Consider the following 21,648-nt stretch of genomic DNA (forward strand, 5'->3'; position numbering starts at 1 on the left):
ATTGGACCGTTAGTTATGGCCTGATTCCTGTTTTTCAAGGTCTGCTCCAACGATTGGTCATCACAACGCAAAAAGCCGCCGAAATCCGGCGGCTCAGATTGTCTTGCAATTAGTAAACAAAATCGAGGATCAGCCAGCCCATCACGCCCAGCACCAGCAGGCCGATGAGGTTGAGGCCGAAGAAGCCGAGGAAGAACTTGCCGGAGTGATGCCGGCCGAAGTTCGTGTATTCCTTGTAGACCAGCAGGTTGTTCATCGAGCCGATAATCGTGCCCAGCCCCCCGATGTTGGAGCCGAGGAACAAGGCGGCCGCGAGGTTGGTGAATTTCCCAATCAAAACGGTGGACGGCACATTGCTGATGACTTGGCTTGAGAGGATCGAGGTCAGGTAAACGGAGTGCTCGGTGCTCATCAGCCCGGAGATCAGGGTGACGACCCACGGGATCTGCTGCAGGACGCTGACGATCACGAAGAAGCCGGCGAAGGTCAAGACGATCGCGTAGTCCACCTTGCCCATGATCTTCGGCGAGAACGCGAAGGCCAGGGCCATCGCGGCGATCGCGCCGACCCATGAAGGCAGCACATCGAACACGCCGGCAAAGATCACCAGGGCCACGATGCACGTGATGATGGTCGGCCGCTTCTGAATGCGGATGTCGCGCACCGGCACAGTCGGGATCGGCTGCTTTTTGACAAACAGCGTGAACAGCACCAAGAGCAAGACACTCGCGACCAGCAGCGGAATCGACCAACTGAAGAACCGCGCACCGTTGATGTGGTAGTGGTTCATCAGGAAGATGTTGTGCGTGTTCCCGAACGGGGTGAACGCGCTCCCGAAGTTGGCGGCCATGCCGATCAGCGTGACCGGCAGGATCTCCGGCAGGTGATAGCGCTTGGCCACCCGCAGGTACAGCGGCACCAAGGTGATAACGGTGACGTCGTTGGTGAGAAACATCCCAGCGACGGTCGCCAGTGCCACGAACAACCACGTCAGCTCGCGCGTGTTTTCGGCGTGGCTGGTCAGCCGGTAGGCGAAGTAATCGAGGATATGTAGGTATTCAAAGATCTGGATAATCGTCATCATGGCCATGATGGACCACAATGTCGAGAAGTTGATGTCAGCGAGCCGCGGCTTGGCAAAGAACAGGCTGATCACTGCAATGGCAACCGTGATCTGCAGGACCCGGTCTTTTGCAATGTTTTTGATAACGGTCATATTCACACTCTCCACAGATGAGGCAACACTCCTATTTTGCGCCAAGGTGCGCGTGTTGACAACGGGTGCCGTGTAAAACTCTCGTAAATTGATAATGGGGTTAATCATGGGCGAATACACGGAAAAACGCGCAAGAAATGGCAACTAAATCGCGTTAAATCGGCATTTATAAAATTAACGTCAGAAACTGTCACCGATTTTACAACAGTCGATGTTGTGTAAAAACGGTGTAATAAGTTGTTACGTTGTCACTTAATCATGGACAGAAAAACTGGAGATTTGAGTTGCCACAAAATGATAGCGCTTACTTTTTCGGACGGAAAAGATAACAGAACTTGTCGCTGGGGCCCACGCAAAAAGCAGTCGGTGATAATTAACGACCCAAGAGTGATCGCGACGATTCCAGATTAGGACGACCCAAATGCGACGCTCTACCCACATAAGCCAGCCGCCCCGCAAAACCCAAGCGCGGGTTTTTGCGAGGCGGCTGGCTTATACGCTGGGCTAGAGTGTGTTTAAAAAAATCCTCGTAGCACGTATTTCAATACTTGTTCGTTCGCAAACGTAACAATTTAAGCGAATGTCTGAGTTGTTCATAATCGGAGGACGGAGGTTCAGCCTCTTCCTTACGCGGTTGGTTTGACCACGACGAGCAACATCTGAAACCCCTCGACCGCGTACAGGGAGTGGCGTGCGTTGGCGGGGATCACGATGGATTCGCCGGCGCGGACGGTGAAGGTCTGCGCCTCGATGGTGATCTCGGCCACCCCGCTCAGAATGTTGACCAGGGCGTCCCCAACCGCGGCGTGCCCCCCGATCTCCTGCTCCGTGGCAACGGAGAACAGCGTCATCCCGAGGTCGGGCCGCTGCACCAGCGTCCGGCTGTTGACTTGGTCTGCGTCTAACGGGATCTGCTCGCGCAGGTTCAGGACCTGCGCCTGGTTGATCTTCTCAATATATGCCATGTTGACCTCACTTTGTTTCCATCTGAATGAATTTGCACCGCTCGACCGCGCGCAGCTCGTGCAGCGTGTTGGCCGGGACGACTAGCAGCTGGCCGGTGTGAACCGTGGTCGCCACATCGGTGACCACGGTCAGGGTGCCCGCCACGACCTGGATCAGCCGCGTCAGCGTGGACTGCTCGTGGCTGATGCTTTCGCCTGCGTCCAGGGCGTAGGCGACGAACGGCAAGGCAATGCCGAGCTTGCGGCCAAACGAGCGGCTGGCGATCGAATGCTCGCGGTACTGGATCGTGTCGGCGAGGGTTAATAAGTCCATTGTCAAATGTCAAACCTCCAATCTGTTCCCTCTAGTTCTACCGTGCTGAAGCGGCAATTACAAGAACCGACACAAAAGGGTTGCAAACAACTTAACGACTGTTTATACTTACTTTTAATAAGTTAACCAGGAGGCATCAACATGACAGACAAACAGTACACGTTCGGTTTAGACACATTCGGGGACGTGGCGTTCCACGATGATGGCACGCAGATGACGGCTGCCGAGTCGCTGCGTCAGGTGGTGGCGGAGGCCAAGCTGGCCGATGACCTCGGCATCGACCTGATCGCGCTGGGTGAGCACCACCGCTCGGAGTTTGCCATTTCCAGTCCCGAGATCGTGCTGGGGGCCATGGCCGCCGTGACCAAGCGCATCAAGCTGGGCACAGCCGTGACGGTGCTGAGCTCCGATGACCCGGTGCGCGTGTTCGAACGCTTCAGTACCTTGCACGCGCTGTCCAACGGGCGTGAGCAGATCATGCTGGGCCGTGGCTCGTTCACCGAGTCGTTTCCGCTGTACGGGTTTGACCTCGAGAACTACGATGGCCTGTTCGAGGAAAAAATCGCGATGTGGGCGGACCTCCTGAAGGGCAAGCCGATGAACTGGGAAGGTAAGTTCACCCAGAAGCTGACCGACACCACGGTGTACCCACAGCTGCCGGCCGGTGAAACCATCGACACGACCGTTGGCGTCGGCGGTTCGCCGGAGTCGATCATTCGCGCCGTTTACTACGGGTTTCCCGTGGTGATCGCCATCATCGGCGGCGAGCCGGTGCGCTTCAAGCCGTACGTCGACCTGTACCACAAGGCCACGCAGCAGTTCAACAAGCCGGACCTGCCGCTGGGGATGCACGCCCATGGCATCATCTTGGACGACGCTGCCGAGGCCACGGCCGTTGGCTGGGAATACATCAAGGCCGAGATGGACCGCATCGGGATCGACCGCGGCTGGGCCCCGATGAGCCGCGACCGCTTCGAGTTTGAGATCGATAAGGGTTCCTACTACGTCGGCACCCCGGAGCAGGTCGCCCAGAAAATCGCCAAGAACATGAAGACGCTCGACATGTCGCGCTTTGATCTTGTGTACGGCACCGGCGGCCAGCTGGAACACCAGCGCTTGGCCACCATTCGCAACTACGGCGAGCGCGTGATCCCACGCGTCAAGGAGCTGTTGGGAGGTGGCGCCAATGACTGAACCGATCATCGGGATCCTCGGCGCGGGTAAGCTCGGCACCACGCTGGCCCGTCTGTCCGTGCAGGCCGGCTACCGCACGCTGATCGCCAACCGCCACGCCGTCACCGAGCTGAAGTGGGTGATCGATACCATGGCCCCGGGCGCCGTCACGGTCAGTGCAGCCGACCTCGTGGCGCAGGCGAATGTCATCATCCTGGCGATTCCGCTGAGCCACGTGGCCGCGCTTGACGCCAAGACTTTTGCCGGCAAAATCGTCTTAGATGCGACCAACTACTGGAAGGAAGTTGATGGCACCGTCAACACGATCTCCAGCTTTACCCAGTCCTCTTCCGAAGTGGTCGCCGCCCACCTGAGCCAGGCGCGGGTCGCCAAGGCCTTCAACCACATGGGCTACCATGACCTGGAGATCGAAGTGGACCGCCACCCCGAAGCGCGGCGCGCCATGGCCTTTGCCACCGATGACGATACGATTCGCCCCACGGTCCGCACCGTGTTGACCGGGTTTGGGTTTGATCCCTTCGACCTCGGCCCGCTGCGCTTTGGCCTGATGCTGGAGCCCGGCAGCCCGTTGTTCGGTGAGGCGATCACCACGCCGGAGTTTCAGGCAAAGATCGATACGCTGTACGACACCCCATTTGGCCGTAAAATCGTGGCGGCGCGCGGGGAGCGGATTCGATAACCCACAAGGGGGCACACATGCTTAACCGGTCAAACCAAATTCGGCTCACCGATGCCGGCGAAACCTCAGCCGCAGACTTGCTCCGCGAAGTGCTCGCAGACCGCCGCATGACGCCAAACGAGTTGGCGCAACGGATCGGGGTCGCACAGCCGCTTCTTGCGCGGATACTCGGCCAAAAGACGTTCATGACGGCCGAAGTGGCTCGTGCCATTGAGAACGAGACTGGCGTGCCTGCTAAAGTTTTCTTGCGACTGGATGCACGCTATCGGCGCAAGCGCCTGGGGACGCCAGACTAACGCATCATCGGACACGAAACGCCCTCGACGGCTTCACTATTTAGTGAAGTTGCCGAGGGCGTTTTTGCGTCCCGTCATGCTAGTTGAAGTGATGGCGCAGCGCGCGCCACACGCAGACGCGGGGACGGGGTCTTGTTTGATTTCTTGAGCGAGGCGGTAAAGCATGTAGAAGCGGTCGCCGTTCTCGAAGAACATGATCAGCGTCAGAAAAGGGACGAGAATGATGGCGGCCAGAGGCAGATGACGAAACGCATGCAGGTCATCTCAGGTGATGTCGGGACGATTGGGCGACCCGAGCATAATCAGTTGGGGCGAAAAACCTAGTCGTTTGCCTCGCTGCGATGCAAGCAAAATGTTTCAGCTAAGATTCATCGTCAGACCAAGCCGGCGCGTTTCACCTGGCCCTGAGTATAAGCGGAGCCTGCTGTAAAACCTGAACTTGGGTTTTGTCGCAGGCTTTTTTTGTTAACGAACCTAATGACAGCCCCAGCGTATCGGGCAAAACGCGTGAAGGGGTACAAGCTTGTACGGCGGGCGAGGATGTTCACGTTGTTCAACATGCTGTGAACTTTATACGGTCAATGCGGCCAATGATTGTAAGCGGTTTTTGCTATAGACTGAAACTATAGAAGCGCTTCTAAGAAGATTGTTGAAGGTGGCAGAATATGACAAGTGAACAGATGTGGACGTATATCAGGGAGACACCTGAGGTCGCCCACCGACTATTGCATGAGTTTGACTCGAACTATGCGGATATCCATTTTTCAGACGTGAAGAATGTCGTATTCGTTGGTTCTGGCAGTTCTCTTAACATTGCAACCGTGGTGACCAATTTTTATGAAAATAGGCTCGGCCTGTCCGTCAAGACCTATCATCCCGATGCGTTCTTGAATCTGAATCAGGTGAATTTGCCGAAAGAGAGCACCGTCGTTGTGGGTATTTCACAGACGGGGACGAGTGCTGGCTCGGTGGCGGCATTGCAACGAGCGAAAGAATTGGACTTCTTAACGGTAGCCATTACTGAGCGGCGACAGACGCCACTGGCAGAAGTTGGACATTTTTATTTTAACTTCGGATCCGGTGAAGAGGCATGCAACGCCAAAACAAAGGGGTACACTAATAGTCTAATCCTTTTGTACTTGCTTGGCGTCAAGTTGGCGGGAGAGCGCCTGCCAGCAGCAACACGCGCAAGTGTCTACGCGGAACTTGAGGCGGCGGTCGATGAGATCGACGGCACCATTCAGCGGACGCAAGACTGGTTTGATCAGAATCGTGACTGGGTTCGAGTCGAGAGCCTGCTACTGATTGGGGCTTCTGAGTATTTGGGAGCCATCAGCGAAGGTTCGTTGAAAACTTCTGAGACAACGCTGGTACCTGGTGCGTTCGTGACAGTTGGCGAGTTCTCTCACGGGATCCATCGAACGCTTAATGGCAACACCAACGTCATCTTAGTGAACAGTCCAGATGATCCATTGGAAGAGACGTACATCTATCTGAAGGATAAGGTTAACCGGGTCGCTATCATCGATACGACTGGGCGGCTTGACTCAGGGCTAGCCGTTGAGAACCGATTATACGGTATTTCGGCCGTCAATGTGGGGGTTGTGTTCCAGGTCTTGGCGTACTGGTTACCCGCGTATATCGGCAACGATCCAAATCTCGTCATTAATCATGATTATGAGCTACTCGTGCATAACAGAATTTAGCGGAGGCGAATTGAGTGGAGAGAACAGCATTTATTGTGAAGCAGTTGATTCAGGCTGATGACTATCTCTCCACTGAATTGATTGCGCGACGGTTGAGGGTGTCAAGCAAAACCGTGCGAAGTGACCTCGAAGAGCTTGAGGGTGAGCTAGCAGAATACGGCATGCGAATTTTGCGAAAACCTGGTAAGGGCGTTCGCATCGAGGGTCAGCCCGATGCCAAACGGCGGCTGCTGCGCAAAATCGATCACTATGGCAACAGCGAGACGACAGACCTTCTTTCCCGCCAGATTGATCTTGTGTTACGTGTGATCGGTCGATCGGCACCGGTTTACATTAAAGATATTGCGGTGGACTTTTTCGTCAGTCGAGCAACAGTGAATCGTGATATTGCGTTGCTAAACAGGGAATTCCTGAGTGACTTTGGCCTTTCTTTGGAGAACGGGGCTGATGGCCTTACCGTTATTGGGGAGGAAACAAGCAAGCGTTCGGCGATGACGCGGCTGATCACAATGAAATGCGATGCTAAACTGCAGTCTATGGCTGTTGAGGATGATGAGTTCATCGTCTATCTGCAGCAGCTTATTGGCATCGATATCACCAGCCTGATTCGATTGTTGAATCGTGTTGAGCGGGACTTTAGAAGTCAGATGACGATTGCCGCACAACGGAACTTCTTGATCCATGTTGCGGTTGCGATTACGCGAATTCGCAACCGGAAGACTGTGCCGACAGCCCCTAATCTTGACCAACAGATCGATGCGCACACTGATGAGATGCAGCAACTTAAGCGTGCTGTGAGCGAAGTTGAGCGATTTTATTCGGTTAACTTTGACCGTCAGGAGCTGTATCTTCTGTTATTACACGTCATCAGTTCCGAGAATCTAGAAGTCGGCGAACAGACGGGTATTCCAACGGACTTTGAAATTCAGGTTAAAGCGCTGATTCAACGAGTTTCAAAAGAGGCCGGACGAGATTTTACGCATGATGACGAGCTAGAGAAGTCGTTGATTCTTCATCTGAGAATTGCGCTGAAGCGGGTCGAGTTTGGCATGCGGATCGAGAATCCATTCTTAGCGTATGTGATCGAGCACAATTTTGATTTGTTTGTTGCCGTTAAGAACAATATCAAGACGGTGTTTGCGAGTGGCGTTGTCCCAGATGCTGAAATCGCCTATATCACCATTCACTTCATGGCTTCAACAGAACGAATTCAAAAGAAGCCGCGCGTGATGGTGCTGTGCGCCAGTGGCTTAGGGGTCTCGCAGCTCTTACTGGAACGAATCAAGCGTTACTTTCCTAATTATGATGTCAAAGGGGTCATTCGACTCGATGATCTGCAAACGCTAACGCCTAAAGATGTTGACCTAATCATTTCAACGGTTGAGATTAAAACACGCACAGAGATCGCGTTCGTTGTGATCGATCCGATGGAGGACTTAGGGGACATCAAGAATGAGGTTTACCAAGACACAGTGCGGGTTGAAGGCACCCGGGCGCCATTTGAATTTCGCGCGGATGGGGTGCTACAGCTGGACGACTTTGCGACGAAAGAGGAGCTCCTCGATCGCGTCTCTGATTGGCTAATCGCCAGGGATTGTGCAACGCCTGATTACAAGAAAGCGCTACTGGATCGTGAGGCGATTGGCTCCACCTACATCGGGAAAGGAATCGCGCTGATTCACGGACGCTATAACAGCGCACAGGGGCGCCCATCGTTAAATGTCGTGCGTCTGGGGCATCATATTTTGTGGGATCGGAAGAATGAGGTTGACTTGCTGTTCAACTTTATTCCGACAGAATCCTCCCGTCAGGATTTTGCCCTGTTGTTCAGAAGAATGGGCAGAACCATTGATAACGGGACGTTTTGGAAGCAAATAAAACAAGTCGAGCCGCAAAAAATGGTCGACCTGCTTAATAAGGAGTTTGGTTTATGAATATCGACAGTCGCCTAATTTTTCTGAATGTAGATTTTTCAGATAAATTTGAGTTGATTGATTTCTTAACACAGAAACTGCAAGAGGCGGATTACGTGGTGGCGCCTGAGAAGGACTTCAAGGCCCATATCTTACAACGGGAGGCAGACACGTCGACAGACATGGGCAATGATATTGCGATTCCGCACGCAAAATCAAAAGACATTCGTAAGCCATTTGTCGCGTATGCCAGATTACAGGAATCAATCGTTTGGAATGAGAAGCAAGGGAGTCGGGTCAGCATGGTCTTCATGCTGGGGGTGCCAGATCAGTCTGAAAATGGCGTACACCTTCAGATGCTTTCCAGCTTGGCGCGTAAGCTGATTGACAATGATTTTCTGCTGACGATCAAGCAAGAAGATGATCCGACGAAAGTTGCGCAATTATTAGCAGAGTAGAATGGGGAATCCAGATGAATATTTTGAAAAGAGAGATCAACCGAATTAAGGAGTCTCTGATGACGGGCGTTGGCTATATGATTCCGTTCGTTGTGTTCGGCGGGATTTGTATTGCCTCGACGATCGCGTTGAGTGACATGTCTTCTAAAGGCGTCAATATCACCAACCCGATTCTAAAAGTGATCAACGATTTTGGGTCACAGTCGATGGGGATGATGGTGCCGATTTTGGCGGCCTTTATTGCGTTTGGGTTTGCAGATCGTGCTGCCATTATGCCAGGGTTTCTTGGTGGGCTGATTGCGGTTAACGGGCAGGCCGGCTTCTTGGGCGGTCTGGTTGCAGGAATCCTTGCGGGATATATTGTGATGGGTATCAAGAAGATCCATGTGCCGGCAACATTGCGAGCACTGGTGCCGATCTTCATTATTCCGCTTATCGGGGGCTTGGCCGTTGCGATTATTATGCAGTACGTTGTGGTGGCGCCGATTGGCGGGCTGATGAAGACCATGACTGCTTTCTTGAAGGGCATGCAAGGGGGTAACGTGATTCTCCTTGCCGCGATTCTTGGCTTTATGACCGCCTTTGATATGGGCGGTCCGGTGAACGTCGTTGCGTGTCTGTTTGCTTGGTCGTTCTTTGCGGACAACATCTATACGTTGTCTGCCCCGGTTGCCGTTGCGATTGCAACGCCACCATTGGGGATGGGCTTAGCAACCCTGCTGGCGCGACACCGCTATGATGAGATGGACCGAGAAGCAGGTAAGGCTGCATTGGTCATGGGCATGATTGGTATTTCAGAAGGCGCAATTCCGTTTGCGGCAAAGGATCCACTTCGGGTTATTCCGGCTAACTGTATCGGTGGTATGGTTGGGGCAGTGATTGCGATGCTCGCTGGGGTCAACGAATACGCGCCTCATGGCGGGCCAATCGTGGCATTGGTTGCAACGAACAAATTGATGTATTTACTGGCAATCGCGGTTGGTGCATTGGTCACCGCGTTGGTGGCTAACTTCTTGAAGTTTGGCCTCAAACCAAAAGATAAGGCGTCGGTCACCGAAAAAGCTGCTTAATGAGAGGATGAATATGATGACAATTGTTGGGGTAACATCGTGCTCAACGGGAATCGCGCACACGTACATGGCCGCAGAGGCGATTAAGAAGGCGGCCAAGAAGCTGGGCTATAAGGCCAAAATTGAAACGCAGGGATCAGTCGGCACTGATGATCGGCTGAGCGCATCGGACATTGCGGATGCTGACCTGGTGGTGATTGCCTCTGACGTGTCGATATCTGGTAGTGATCGTTTTGAAGGGCTAGATAAGGTTTATCGTTCAGGCTCTGAGCGGTTCATTGTCGATGCTGAAAAGTCGCTGCGGGAAGCGTTCAACGAGATCGGCAAGCCGATTGCTTAATAGTATCGGGCTGAGGTGCACGCGTTAAAAGTAGCACGCAAGCTGGGGCAATCGAATAATTAAACGAACAAGGCCACAATGCAGGAAATCGTATTGTGGCCTTGTTTGAGTTTGAGACAAGCGAGTTGTAGCGGTCATCTTGTGAGACTTGGGCCAGAACCGAAACTGCTTTTGCTCAGTCGAGGCGCATCGTCAGACCAAACTGCCGCGTTTCACCCGGCGCAGCGATCATGTTGCCGGCCTTTTGATACCAGTTGGTCGGGGCACCGATTTGATCCGGTAGACCGTTGAAGGGTTCCAGGCAGACGAATGGGGCCAACAGATCCGCCGGGCTCCAGATGGCGAGGTAGGGGAAATCGGTGAGGCTCAGTGTCAGCGACTCCTTGCCGTCTGTGCGGGCCAGTGTGACCCCGGTCGCCTCGGGCGCATCGATCAGAATCAGCCCGTGGTTCAGGCGTTCATGGGTCAATGCAAGCTGGGCGCCGTCTGCTTCCTTCAACGGCTCGATCTCACCGTTGCGAAACGGTAGCGGGCCGACCCCAAACTTATGTAGGGGCAGGGTCGCGTTGTGCAGCGTCACGGTGTACGCATCCATCGGCTGCGTCAGCGTGAATGCCGGGTGAAACCCGAGCGCAAATGGCATCGGCCGCCGGTCATGGTTCACCACGGCGTAAGTGATCTGAAGACCTGTCGTGGTCAGGTGGTAGGTGATGGTCAGCGCAAAATCAAACGGGTACTGCGCGTTGGTTGCGTCGGTTGCGTGCAGCGTTAGCGCAACCGTGTCGTCAGTATCCTGGGTGATGGTCTGAAAACGCATATCGCGCGCAAACCCGTGCTGGCGCATGGGATAGACGGTGCCATCGAGGGTGTACTGATCCTGATTGGAGCGGCCGATGACGGGGAAAAGAACGGGCGCATGGCGCTGCCAGTACTGACCCGTCTCATCCGTCCAAATTACTTGACGCTTGTCCGCCTTGCGAGACAGCGTGGTCAACTCCGCGCCATCAGCGCTGATGGTGGCGGTGAACTGTGAATTTTCGAGTGTGATCATGCTTCCACCTCCTGAAGGGGAGTGATGCGCACGAGCTCACCGATCACGCCGACTTGAGCGCCCTGGGCGATCTTATCGGTGCGCGAAGCATGCACCACTTGAAACTTGTTTTGCTTGACGATAAGGGAGTTGTCGCTGTGAAAGTCGGCCGGTAGCGGTTGGTTGGAACCGCGAAGTAGCATCACAACGAACTTGAAGCCCGCGGTCGTAACTTCACACGGGCTGTAATGCAGGGTGTCGCTGAAAAATTCAACGACAGTGCCGGCGGGAACGTAGAAGAGTTGGGCGTCCTGGGCGGCATTGAACTGGCCGGCGTGCATCTGGCTGCGCTTGCCCAGCACCATCACGACTGGGGTGCTGAAGATGTTCAGTTCGCTTCCTTGATGGTACTCAACGGCGGTCAGTGCCGTACTGTGGCCGGCACACTCGCCGGCTTCGATGGGCAGGCCGGCGAAGACATCCGCACCGATGGTTTGGATGATGGGGAGGCGCTCCATTGCCGGGTTGGTGGGCGTGTAAACGTTGGCGCCGGCAGGAATCGAAATGGTGGCCATGAATTGGTCGAGTTCATGGAGGGGGTATTGGGCATACACGAGGCCGAAACGCGCAAATTCGGGCTCATCGAGCGTGCGAATTTGCCGGTCTGGGTTGAGCTGACGTAGCTGTTCAAGTTGATTCATGATAACCTCCTTTTGCGGTGTGGTGACGGGGACTTTGCCCCAACGGTTTGAAAAAAGCCGCGCCCAGAAGTGGGGAACGGCTTAGTGGGGGGACACGGCGAATTAGGTCGCGGTCGGGCGACTCATCGGTTAGTCGTGGTAGACGCCTTCGTTCCACTTCTCGATTTCCTCATCAAAGAAGTGGGGGTTGTCCTTTTGGTCGGGGTTCGGCGTTGCGAGGTGATCGATCTTGTCGATGATGGCCTTGTTGGCGTCATCGGCCTTGTAGGTGGCGTTGAGAAAGGCCTTCACGATGTCTTCAGCCAAGTGCTCACCCGTGGTCGCACCGCCGAAGCCGATGACATTGGCATTCAGCTGCTCGCGGGCGTAAACCGCGCTGGTCACATCGCCAACCAATGCGGCGCGAATGCCTTCATTCTTGTTCGCCGCGGTGGAGATGCCAATGCCTGTGCCGCACAGGACAACACCGAGATCAGCGCGGCCATCTGCGACATCCTCCGCCACCTTTTTCCCATAAATCGGGTAGTGCGTGCGGTGCGTGTCGTAGGTGCCTTCATCAATCACGTCATACCCCAAGTCCTTGAGCATGTTCGAAATCTGGATCTTAACGTCTGTCACAATGTGATCGTTCCCGATGGCAATAATCATTTGAGTGCTTCCTTTCTGATGGCCTAGATCATCTTTTCGAGCATGTCGAGCCGAACCTGATGCCGGCCGCCGGCGTACTCTGTGTCCAGATAGCGTTGGATCATCGTCAGTGCCTTGTCGAGGCCGATGATGCCGGTGCCGATCGAAATGGCCTTGGCACCGTTGTGCTCCGCCGTCATGTGGGCGGTGTTTTCTTCGGTGACGTTCGCGGTCACCATGCCCTTCAGCTTGTTGGACGCCATCGCCGAGCCCACGCCGTAACGGTCGAACATGATTGCCTTGTGCGCGGCACCGCTCAAAATTTTTTCAGCCACGGCAACGGAAGAATCAACGAAGTCCGAAGCGGGTTCGGGCGTCACATCGATCACCCGATATTCGTGCGCGATTAAGTATTGCTTGACGGCTTCCTTCATCGCAAAACCGTCTGTATCTGCGCCAATAACTACATCCATAATGAAATCTCCTCCGTGTTGAGTTAGGCCGTCGTCATGACGGTCGTGTATTTGCTGTAAGTTGCGACATCGTTGCGATTGATGGCAGGATTGGTGATCAATCGATCCACCTGGCTCAAATCGTAAAAGGAATAGAAGTCTTGCTTGTTGAGCTTGCTGAGGTCAGCAACAACATACCGGTGCGCCGTATTGTCTAAGGCGATGCGCTGCGTCTGACCTTCCTCGGGGTTGGCGTTGCTGATGGCGTTGTCCTTCACCCCGTTCACGCTGATGAACGCTTTAGTGGTTCGCAGGTGAGAGAGGACATCGTTGGCCAGGCTACCGATGAAGGCCCCAGAGCGGGCGCGATAGCTGCCACCAATCAGTTGAAGTTGAAACTGGTCGGCACGCTCCTGAAAACTTTCGAACACAGGTAGACTATTCGTGATCATACGAACATCGCCGACCAACAGGTGTGCCGCGATCAGTTCGTTGGTTGTGCCTGGGCCGAGGTAAACGATATCGCCTGGTTGAATCAGACTGGCCGCAATTTGCGCGACCTCGTCTTTCTCGGAAACGTTGAGATTGCGCTTCTGGATCCGGGAAAGCTCGGGTAACGCCTTCATGGTTAAGCTTTGTGCACCACCATGAACTCTGAGCAACGCATGATGCGTGTCGAGAACTTCCAGGTCACGCCGGACGGTCATTGGCGAGACGCTGAGCGCTTCCCCGATCTCGTTGACGGAAGCGGCGCCGCGCTGGTTGACGAGTTTCTGGATCAACAGCTGACGTTCGTGCTTGAGCATTTGCTCACCCCTTTCGTGTTCATAAATGTTCAACTTTGTTCACGTGCACAGATTAGCATCCTGCTGCCCCCTCGTCAAGGGGTTTAATTGAATTTCGGTTCAGTTATGGACAGCTAACCTGAGTTACGGGGTGCCGCTTGGGCTGGCAGAATTGCCATTGAGTCGGGCGCCTGTACTATATCAAAAAATTTTTCTGTATCGAAAACAGGCTGTTCACCTGGTGGGTGAACAGCCTGTTTTGGGGCGAATTGTGAAAAAGTTACGTTATTTTATGCCAGGATCAACTTCACGTTTTTTGAATAGAAGTCGATAAAGTGTTCATCTAATTGCGAATTTGTGATGAGATGGTCGTCTGGCTTCATCTGGTAAAACTCGAAGAACGCGCGCTGCCCCATTTTAAACAAGTCACTGATGATGTAGCGCTCGCGGCTATTTGAGAGCGCAAGCCCCTGAAGTTCCGCGGCGTTACTATTGAACGTGGTGAGCGAGAGCTGGTCGATCCCGCGAACGCTGATGAACGACTTGTCAAACTGCATCGGTTGGAGCATACGTTCCGCTAGATTACCGTTCACAGAATCAGACTTGGCATCATACAGCCCACCAACCAGGATCAAGGTTGGCGAGTTGGGCATGGTGGTCATCTTGTTAAAGGCCGCAATGTTGGAGGTGACGACTTGGATGTCCGTGGTGGGGAGGTAGTCAACGATGAGTTCGTTGGTTGTCCCCGGCCCCAAGTAGATGAAGTCACCGGGTTCAATCGTTGAAGCTGCCTTGGCCGCAATCGCGGATTTTTCATCGAAGTGGAGCATCTGGTTATCTTTGAACGAACTCGATTGGCTGATGTCGAAGTCGATGCTTGTGACGCCGCCGTAGATTCGCTTGATCAGGTTACCTGCGGTCAGTTCCTCAAGGTCCCTGCGAATCGTCATGCCCGAAACGCCAAGCGCATCTTCGAGTGATCTAACGGACATGACTTGGTTTTTTTTAATTAGCTCAAGCTCCATCGCCTGGCGTTCATGTTTTAACAATTGACTGTGCCTCCTGAATAACAAAACTACCCAAAAATTAACAAAGATGAACATTTACTGTTGACCCCTGTTGCTTCGCGGGTGTATTCTGCTGTTGTTAAAGACGAATGCGTTTACAAAGAAAGGGGAGATTCTGATTGCAGTATATCCTAGTTAGTCACGGCCCACTCGCTTCAGGGGTGCTTGGCAGCGCCGAGATGATCTTGGGCCCTCAGGACAACGTGAGAACGTTATCAGTTGTGAATGATACCACGTTGGAGGGCATGACAGCACAAATTGAGGCGGCCTATGATGAATCGGGACAGGCAGATACGGTGATTCTGTGCGACATTTTGGGCGGAACGCCATCAAATGCAAGTATGCGATTTATTGTCGGTAAAAGCAACGTGCGAATTCTAACTGGATTAAACCTACCGATGGTCATCGAGATGTTCATGGCAGCTGATAAATCACTGGATGAACTCGTTGAGATCGGGAAACAGTCCTATACAAAGGGATTGAATAGTTTCAAGCCGGAAGATTTGGTACAGCGTGAGTCCGAAGAAGACTTTGCACTCTAAGGAGGATCACCATGGCAATAGAACTTGTAAGAATTGATGATCGTTTGATTCACGGCCAGGTTGCCACAACTTGGACCAAGAACTATGAGATTGAACAGATTTTGATTATTGACGACAAGACAAAGAACGATCCCGTCGCTCAGTCTGTCGCGAATTTTGCCGTGCCGGAAGGGGTCAAGGTCATGATCTTTGGCGTCGAGCAGTTCGGCAAGGTGATGAAGAAGAATCCGATTAAGAAACGGACGATGCTATTATTTACGAACCCAATTGATATTCTGTACCTCGTGAATGAGGGCTTAGACATTAAGGAAGTCAATGCAGGTGGGATGCGCTACAACGAAAAGCGCGAACGCGTACATAAGGCAATTTCGGTCACTCCGGAAGAAGATGCAGCGTTCAAGTCACTCGAAGAAAAAGGCGTGTTCATCAATGTTCAGATGGTGCCAAAGGATCCGCGTGTGGATTATGCCACATTGCGTGTCTGATTGCGTCTGCTAGCTCACGCTGGCACGCGAAATAGGAGGAGAAGATATGCTACTTCAGTCGATTATCATTTCGATATGGGCTGGCTTGTGTGCATTGGATCAATTCGGCCCCCACTTAGGGTTCCGGCGTCCGCTGCTGGCGGGGGTCGTGGTTGGTCTGATTCTAGGCGATCCGGTTCAAGGGTTGATTATTGCAGGGACCTTGGAACTTATGTGGCTAGGCACGAACAATGTGGGCGCCTATCAGCCGCCTGATGTCATCTCGGGTGCGGTCGTTGGGACTGCGATCGGGATCATGTCTGGTAAAGGAACGGCTGCGGGCGTGGCGGTTGCGATTCCCGTTGCCTTGTTGGTTCAACAGCTCAGTATGATCATCATGACCTTTAACGTGGTCTTAGTTCACCGGGCAGATAAGGTCGTTGAATCCGGTGAGTTTTACAAGATCGATAAGTTACAGTGGCTTGGCGCATTAACGTTCTTCCTCAGTCGGTTTGTACCGGTCTTTATCGCGGTTTATCTTGGCGCAGGCGCCATCAAGACCGTGTTGGCGATGGTGCCCGCGTGGGTAATGACCGGGTTGACGGTTTCGTCTAAGATCATCCCAGCAGTTGGGCTTGGGATGTTGCTGTCGATGATGATGAAGAAGGATATGTGGATTTTCCTGACGCTTGGCTTTGCGTTTGCGGCATGGATGCAGCTGCCAACGATGGCAATTGCCGCGATCGCACTGTGCTTTGCGGCGATCTACGACATGATTCAAAACCGTGAAGGGGCCGTTGAAACGTCCGATCAGGAAAGCGACACGTCCAAGGTCACCGTGGCAGATGATGATGAAGGGAGCTATGACCTATGACCGAAGTCACGCAAGAGAATAAGCTGACGAAGAAAGATCTCTTCAAAATGTTTTGGCGCGCTTCCTGGACCATCCAGTTCTCGCATAACTATGAACGGATGCAGAGTCTGGGGACACTGTATGCCCTGCAACCGGTTTTGAGCCGCTTGTACAAGGGCAAGCCAAAGGAGCAACGTGTCGCGGCGCAAAAACGTCACTTGGAATTCTTCAACAGTCACCCCGCGCTGAATCCATTTATTCTCGGGATCACGGCTGCGATGGAAGAAAACACGGCTGAAGACGAAAAAGACTCTGTCATCGCGGTTAAGACGAGTTTGATGGGCCCGCTTGCTGGGCTCGGGGATAGCATGCTGAACTTCACCTGGACGCCGATTGCAGGCTCGATTGGGGCATCGTTCGCAATTCAGGGGAACTTCCTGGGCGTCATCCTGATGTTCCTGATGATCAATGGGCTGTATTGGCCGTTGAAGTACTATGGCACGATGTGGGGCTACAATCAGGGCCGTTCGCTGCTGACTTCCGCCAATGGGAAGAAGATCCTCGATCGTATCAGTACCGGGGCCAATGTTCTCGGGGTGATGGTCACCGGCGCGTTGATCACGTCAACCGTGACGTTAAAAACCGGCCTTAAATACGGGAGCGGGAAGACGGCAATTGATGTTCAATCGATGTTGGACAAGGTGGTCCCGTTTGTTCTCCCACTGTTGATTACGTTACTCTGCCTGTACCTGATCAAGAAGTGGAACGGCAAGCACGTTGTGGCTTTGATTTTTGGCATTATCATCGTCGCAATTGCCCTTTCCGCCTTTGGTATCATTGCCTGACGTTAAGAAAGGAAGGTCATTATGCGCGCAGTTCTGGTATTGATGGATACCCTGAGAAAAGATGCGCTGAGTTGTTACAATCCGGACACGCCGATCAAAACGCCAAACCTGGATGCGTTTGCGAAAGAATCATTAGTGTTTGATAGCCACTACATTGGGTCGACGCCTTGCATGCCTGCACGGCGAGACCTGATGACGGGGCGGTTGAATTTTCTGGAACGGTCGTGGGGGCCGATTGAGCCATACGATGTGACGTTCCCCAAGATGCTTCAGCAAGCGGACGTTTTTACCCATCTGACGACTGATCACTGCCATTATTTCCGGCAGGGCGGAGAAGATTATATCAACCAGTTTACGACTTGGGACATGCATCGCGGTCAAGAAGGTGATCCTTGGGTCTCAACGATCAAGGATCCAGAGTGGATGCCGGAGGACTACTATGGTCGGCTTCGGCGTCAGTATCAGGCCAATCGGACTAAGTGGTACGAGAACGAGGATGAATACCCGACGCCGCGCACATTTCGTTCAGCGTGTGACTGGCTGGATCAAAACCAAGGGGAAGATAACTTCTTTCTCCAGTGTGAAGTATTTGATCCCCATGAGCCGTTCGATGTTCCAAGCAAATATATGAAGCAGTACGATCCGAATTACGATGGGCCGTACTTCGAGACCCCCGTGTACGGTAAAGTGGACGTGCCTAAGCGGGCCGAGGAATACATTCGCAACCGTTATTCAGCGCTGGTGACGATGACCGACCACCACTTTGGTCAGCTAATTGCCAAGCTCAAGGCGCTGAATATGTACGATGACACGCTCATTATCGTGACCTCTGATCACGGGTACTTCCTCGGCGATCGTGGCTTGTTCGGCAAGAACTATATGCATAACTTCAACGAACTGGCAGCCCTGCCGCTGATGGTGCACGATCCCCGGGGGCGGCGGAACGGTGAACGAACCCAGAATCTGTCGCAGAACATTGATGTGATGCCAACGATCTTGGATTACTTCAACGTTCCAATCCCGCCGGATGTTCGCGGCAAGTCATGGGCGCCGCTCTTTGACACCAGCGTGGCCGAACCGACCAATGGTAAGCAGTACGCCATTTATGGCGCACACGGCATCACGGTCAACATCACAGATGGTCATAAGACCTACTTCCGTGCCCCTAAAGCAGATAACAAGCCACTGTTCGAATATGCCGGGATCCCGACAACGATTCGACACTGGTTAGGGGAAGCCAATCCTCAGGACATTCAGATGGGCCGATTCCTGAAGCGGACGCAGTATCCCGTCTACAGAGTGCCCGTGTTGTCGCCTGCAATTCTCGACGGCTTGGGTGACATGAGTGCCTTCACTCGGGACAGTCTGCTGTTTGACTTGGATACCGATCCGGGCCAGCGCCAGCCGATCACCGATGAGAACCTAACGACACGGTATAAGCGAGCCTTGGTTCGTGAGATGATTGCAAATGACGCACCGGTTGAGCAGTATGAGCGGCTACAACTTGAATCCGAATATCAAGCCGCAACGAATTAACGTCGCACGCCACCGGGGTGTGGTTGATGGTGCAAAGCCCTGCAGTTGTCGCTGCAGGGCTTTGCTGACGAATTAGGGGCAACCTAGCGCGGCGTTCACTGTTGAACTGATTGAAGCAAGGAGAGCAGATGCAAATAGGACTTTTGTACTTTGTGGTGATTTTACTGGCCAATTCGCTGGGGGCCGTGTCGGGAATGGGCGGCGGGGTGATCATTAAGCCGGTGTTTGATTTGATTGGCGCGCACAGCGTGGCCGCCATCTCATTCTATTCGGCCACGGCGGTTTTCACGATGTCGGCTGTGTCGACCCTCAGGCAGGTTCGAAGCGGCGTCAAGATCGAAGGCCGGATGCTGCTGGGGATCGCGCTCGGCGCGCTTGGCGGTGGCTGGGCGGGGAATGCGGCATTGAATTGGCTGCTGAGGGTGTGCCAGAACGAGGGAACGGTTAAGCTGATTCAAATCGTGATCACGATCGTGACGCTGCTGTTCGCCCTTTTGTACACGCGCAATGACTGGCAGGGGGCACACTTAGCTGCGTTTGGTTGGTATCTCGCGTGTGGGGCCCTGCTTGGCTTCTTCGCCAGCCTGCTGGGGATCGGCGGCGGCCCGATCAATGTCTCGCTGTTGATGTTGATGTTTGGGATGCCGATCAAGCTGGCGACGGTTTACTCGATCGGGACGATTTTCTTTTCACAGCTGTCGAAGCTGGTCTCGATCGCGCTGACCGGGCAGCTGCTGACGTTTGATTTAGGCATCTTGGCATTCGTTATCCCAAGCGCCATTCTGGGTGGATTGATCGGGGCGCATCTCAGCCATCTGTTGTCGCCACGGTACGTCACCATTGTTTTTCAAGCGATGATTCTGTTTGTCATCGTGATCAACCTCTACAACGGGGTCATGTTATGCGTCTGAATGATATTGACTGAACAAGTCAGAACGGGAGTCGTGCCATGAAAAGTGTTTCGATTTTGATCAAACCGGCCTCGGCGCTGTGCAACCTGCGCTGCAAGTATTGCTTCTATGCGAATGTTAGCTCGATGCGCGAGGTGCGGTCGTTTGGCCGAATGAAGTTGGGGCTGGTCGATCAGCTCGTGGCCAGTGTTTATGCGGACCTTGATGACGGGGATGAGTTGACTATCGCCTTTCAAGGCGGCGAGCCGACCTTGGCCGGGCTTCGTTATTTTGAACACTTTATTGCCACCGTGCAGACTCAGGCTAAGGCGGTGACGGTGCACTACGCCCTGCAAACCAACGGGATGGTGATCAACGAAGCGTGGTGTCGCTTCCTGAAGGCCAACGACTTTTTGGTGGGCCTGTCAATGGACGGCACCCCCATTTATCACGACTTGAATCGCCTGGACACGCACGGCCGCGGCACGTTCTTTCGCGTGCATCAAACCAAGGAATTGTTTGATCAATACCAGATCCCCTATAACGTGTTGTGCGTGCTGACCAATCCACTGGCCAAGCATGCGCGGAAGGTCTTTAACTACTTCAAAGCCAATCACGTGGCGTATGTGCAGTTCATTCCCTGCTTGGATGAGCTGGATGCCACGGAACGCAGTGGTTACGCGCTGACGCCGGAGCGCTTTGCCGCTTTTTATCAGACCTACTTCAAGCTGTGGCTCGAGCAGTTGGCAGACGGTCACTACCAGAGTGTGAAGCTGTTTGATGACGTGATCAACCTGTTCAAGTTTGGCCAGGCAACAGCGTGCGGCATCACCGGCCCGTGCCGCATTCAGTACGTGATCGAGGCGGATGGCAGCGTTTATCCTTGTGACTTTTATGCGCTGGATGAATACAAGTTGGGCTATATCCAAGAACAAACGCTCAAGGAATTGTTCAACCAACCACGGGCGTTGACCTTCATGTCGACCAAGCGGGAACTGCCTGCGTACTGCGACAGCTGCCCATTCAAGCGGCTGTGCTGTGGGGGCTGTAAGCGGATGAAGGATGCGATGTACGTCAACGCGAAGGGAGATTTCTGCGGGTATCGGCAACTGTTGGAGACGATCGTCCCGAGACAGGATCAAATCCTTAGCCTCGTTCAGCAGTGTGCGCGCGTTTAGGTGGGGACGCGCCACGGGAAACAGGAATCAATAAAAGTGCACGCAATGCGGCGGGCCGCGTTGCGTGTTTTTGACTGGCCTGCGCAGGCAAATCGTCGGGCTTAAACTAGCACCGACGCTGAAGGCGGCGGCAGAATGGCGTGGCCCGGATGGCCCCCCGTGCCGCGACTGGGGCCAGAAAAAAACCACCCTCAAGCGCACGGAAGGCTTGGGGGTGGTTGCATTAGGGCTTAAGGGCAGGACACTTACTCGGACAAGCGCTTGCGAATCTGAATGAGGGTACGAAGGATAAGCACTAAGACGATGAGGATCAAAACACCGGAGAGTTCGGCAAAAAACGCTAGTGCTTCGAGCAGCCAATAGAACAATATGAGTCACCTCGCTCATCTGATTGGAACGGCCCCGGGAGCTGTTGTGCCGCCACTGCCTGACCGTAGCGGAAAGGCCGGTAATGGTACTGCCAAAAGTGAAATGAGAACGAGAATCGATTGGGCGCGACGATCGATTGCGCGAAACCAATTATCGTTT

Annotated in this window: 25 protein-coding genes; 16 read left to right on the forward strand and 9 right to left on the reverse strand. The window is 53.6% G+C overall.

Translation table 11 applies throughout. The annotated features are described in order from the left end of the window. Positions 1-109: 109 nt before the first annotated feature. The 3 genes from EKM88_RS01765 to EKM88_RS01775 form a co-directional block, all read right to left on the reverse strand. Positions 110-1,216: an SLC13 family permease gene (locus EKM88_RS01765; RefSeq protein WP_125702481.1), complete on the reverse strand. Its 1,107-nt coding sequence runs from the start codon at positions 1,214-1,216 to the stop codon at positions 110-112. Positions 1,217-1,842: 626 nt separating this feature from the next. Further along, complete coding sequence (locus EKM88_RS01770; RefSeq protein WP_125702483.1) at positions 1,843-2,181, reverse strand: cupin domain-containing protein; 339 nt, start codon at positions 2,179-2,181, stop codon at positions 1,843-1,845. Between the two features lie 7 nt (positions 2,182-2,188). Next, positions 2,189-2,494 carry a cupin domain-containing protein gene (locus EKM88_RS01775; RefSeq protein WP_125702485.1) on the reverse strand — a complete coding sequence of 102 codons (306 nt, stop codon included), beginning with the start codon at positions 2,492-2,494 and terminating at the stop codon, positions 2,189-2,191. A gap of 141 nt (positions 2,495-2,635) precedes the next feature. Between EKM88_RS01775 and EKM88_RS01780 the strand changes: the two genes are divergently transcribed. From EKM88_RS01780 to EKM88_RS01820, 9 genes are all read left to right on the forward strand, one after another. Then, positions 2,636-3,688, forward strand: coding sequence for an LLM class flavin-dependent oxidoreductase (locus tag EKM88_RS01780; protein ID WP_125702487.1), 1,053 nt, complete (start codon positions 2,636-2,638; stop codon positions 3,686-3,688). Beyond that, positions 3,681-4,367 (forward strand): NADPH-dependent F420 reductase, encoded by a 687-nt coding sequence (locus tag EKM88_RS01785; RefSeq protein ID WP_125702489.1) that lies wholly within the window; start codon positions 3,681-3,683, stop codon positions 4,365-4,367. Before EKM88_RS01780 ends, EKM88_RS01785 begins: the two co-directional genes overlap by 8 nt. A 17-nt stretch (positions 4,368-4,384) precedes the next feature. Continuing rightward, positions 4,385-4,663, forward strand: a complete 279-nt coding sequence (locus EKM88_RS01790; RefSeq protein ID WP_125702491.1) for a helix-turn-helix transcriptional regulator — start codon at positions 4,385-4,387, stop codon at positions 4,661-4,663. A gap of 132 nt (positions 4,664-4,795) precedes the next feature. Continuing rightward, positions 4,796-4,987 carry a hypothetical protein gene (locus EKM88_RS01795; RefSeq protein WP_125702493.1) on the forward strand — a complete coding sequence of 64 codons (192 nt, stop codon included), beginning with the start codon at positions 4,796-4,798 and terminating at the stop codon, positions 4,985-4,987. 341 nt (positions 4,988-5,328) lie between these two features. After that, complete coding sequence (locus EKM88_RS01800) at positions 5,329-6,369, forward strand: SIS domain-containing protein (protein WP_125702495.1); 1,041 nt, start codon at positions 5,329-5,331, stop codon at positions 6,367-6,369. A gap of 14 nt (positions 6,370-6,383) precedes the next feature. Further along, positions 6,384-8,303 carry a BglG family transcription antiterminator gene (locus EKM88_RS01805; RefSeq protein WP_125702497.1) on the forward strand — a complete coding sequence of 640 codons (1,920 nt, stop codon included), beginning with the start codon at positions 6,384-6,386 and terminating at the stop codon, positions 8,301-8,303. After that, positions 8,300-8,740 (forward strand): PTS sugar transporter subunit IIA, encoded by a 441-nt coding sequence (locus EKM88_RS01810; RefSeq protein ID WP_125702499.1) that lies wholly within the window; start codon positions 8,300-8,302, stop codon positions 8,738-8,740. The genes EKM88_RS01805 and EKM88_RS01810 overlap by 4 nt, the downstream gene beginning before the upstream one ends. Before the next feature lie 14 nt (positions 8,741-8,754). Then, positions 8,755-9,810, forward strand: coding sequence for a PTS fructose transporter subunit IIC (locus tag EKM88_RS01815; RefSeq protein ID WP_225418409.1), 1,056 nt, complete (start codon positions 8,755-8,757; stop codon positions 9,808-9,810). Between the two features lie 13 nt (positions 9,811-9,823). Beyond that, on the forward strand, positions 9,824-10,150 hold the full coding sequence (locus EKM88_RS01820) for a PTS fructose transporter subunit IIB (RefSeq protein WP_225418410.1): 327 nt from the start codon (positions 9,824-9,826) through the stop codon (positions 10,148-10,150). A gap of 175 nt (positions 10,151-10,325) precedes the next feature. On the opposite strand, the gene EKM88_RS01825 is transcribed toward EKM88_RS01820, so the two are convergent. The 6 genes from EKM88_RS01825 to EKM88_RS01850 form a co-directional block, all read right to left on the reverse strand. After that, positions 10,326-11,201 (reverse strand): aldose 1-epimerase family protein, encoded by an 876-nt coding sequence (locus EKM88_RS01825; RefSeq protein ID WP_125702500.1) that lies wholly within the window; start codon positions 11,199-11,201, stop codon positions 10,326-10,328. Next, entirely contained in the window at positions 11,198-11,881 is a 684-nt protein-coding gene (locus EKM88_RS01830) for a DUF4867 family protein (protein WP_125702502.1), read from the reverse strand. The genes EKM88_RS01825 and EKM88_RS01830 overlap by 4 nt, the downstream gene beginning before the upstream one ends. Before the next feature lie 129 nt (positions 11,882-12,010). Next, on the reverse strand, positions 12,011-12,529 hold the full coding sequence (gene lacB, locus EKM88_RS01835; protein WP_125702504.1) for a galactose-6-phosphate isomerase subunit LacB: 519 nt from the start codon (positions 12,527-12,529) through the stop codon (positions 12,011-12,013). A 23-nt stretch (positions 12,530-12,552) separates the two neighbouring features. Then, the gene (gene lacA / locus EKM88_RS01840) at positions 12,553-12,981 is read right to left on the reverse strand and encodes a galactose-6-phosphate isomerase subunit LacA (protein WP_125702506.1); all 429 of its coding nucleotides are present in this window, start codon (positions 12,979-12,981) and stop codon (positions 12,553-12,555) included. Between the two features lie 23 nt (positions 12,982-13,004). Next, complete coding sequence (locus tag EKM88_RS01845) at positions 13,005-13,766, reverse strand: DeoR/GlpR family DNA-binding transcription regulator (protein WP_125702509.1); 762 nt, start codon at positions 13,764-13,766, stop codon at positions 13,005-13,007. A 269-nt stretch (positions 13,767-14,035) separates the two neighbouring features. Beyond that, a complete protein-coding gene (locus EKM88_RS01850) occupies positions 14,036-14,794 on the reverse strand; it encodes a DeoR/GlpR family DNA-binding transcription regulator (RefSeq protein WP_164511968.1) in 759 nt (252 codons plus the stop codon). 137 nt (positions 14,795-14,931) lie between these two features. Between EKM88_RS01850 and EKM88_RS01855 the strand changes: the two genes are divergently transcribed. The 7 genes from EKM88_RS01855 to EKM88_RS01885 all read left to right on the forward strand — a co-directional run bounded on the left by EKM88_RS01855 (position 14,932) and on the right by EKM88_RS01885 (position 21,120). Then, on the forward strand, positions 14,932-15,354 hold the full coding sequence (locus EKM88_RS01855) for a PTS sugar transporter subunit IIA (protein ID WP_125702512.1): 423 nt from the start codon (positions 14,932-14,934) through the stop codon (positions 15,352-15,354). A gap of 11 nt (positions 15,355-15,365) precedes the next feature. Then, a complete protein-coding gene (locus EKM88_RS01860; RefSeq protein ID WP_125702514.1) occupies positions 15,366-15,839 on the forward strand; it encodes a PTS system mannose/fructose/N-acetylgalactosamine-transporter subunit IIB in 474 nt (157 codons plus the stop codon). Positions 15,840-15,885: 46 nt separating this feature from the next. Continuing rightward, entirely contained in the window at positions 15,886-16,692 is an 807-nt protein-coding gene (locus tag EKM88_RS01865; protein ID WP_125702516.1) for a PTS mannose/fructose/sorbose/N-acetylgalactosamine transporter subunit IIC, read from the forward strand. Continuing rightward, entirely contained in the window at positions 16,689-17,516 is an 828-nt protein-coding gene (locus EKM88_RS01870; RefSeq protein WP_125702518.1) for a PTS system mannose/fructose/sorbose family transporter subunit IID, read from the forward strand. Before EKM88_RS01865 ends, EKM88_RS01870 begins: the two co-directional genes overlap by 4 nt. Before the next feature lie 21 nt (positions 17,517-17,537). Beyond that, entirely contained in the window at positions 17,538-19,052 is a 1,515-nt protein-coding gene (locus EKM88_RS01875; protein ID WP_125702520.1) for a sulfatase, read from the forward strand. Positions 19,053-19,180: 128 nt separating this feature from the next. Continuing rightward, positions 19,181-19,963, forward strand: a complete 783-nt coding sequence (locus tag EKM88_RS01880; RefSeq protein ID WP_125702522.1) for a sulfite exporter TauE/SafE family protein — start codon at positions 19,181-19,183, stop codon at positions 19,961-19,963. Between the two features lie 38 nt (positions 19,964-20,001). Then, the gene (locus EKM88_RS01885; protein ID WP_125702524.1) at positions 20,002-21,120 is read left to right on the forward strand and encodes a radical SAM/SPASM domain-containing protein; all 1,119 of its coding nucleotides are present in this window, start codon (positions 20,002-20,004) and stop codon (positions 21,118-21,120) included. Positions 21,121-21,648: the final 528 nt, after the last annotated feature.

This window comes from Lacticaseibacillus daqingensis (assembly GCF_003946115.1).
GTDB classification, from domain to species: domain Bacteria; phylum Bacillota; class Bacilli; order Lactobacillales; family Lactobacillaceae; genus Lacticaseibacillus; species Lacticaseibacillus daqingensis.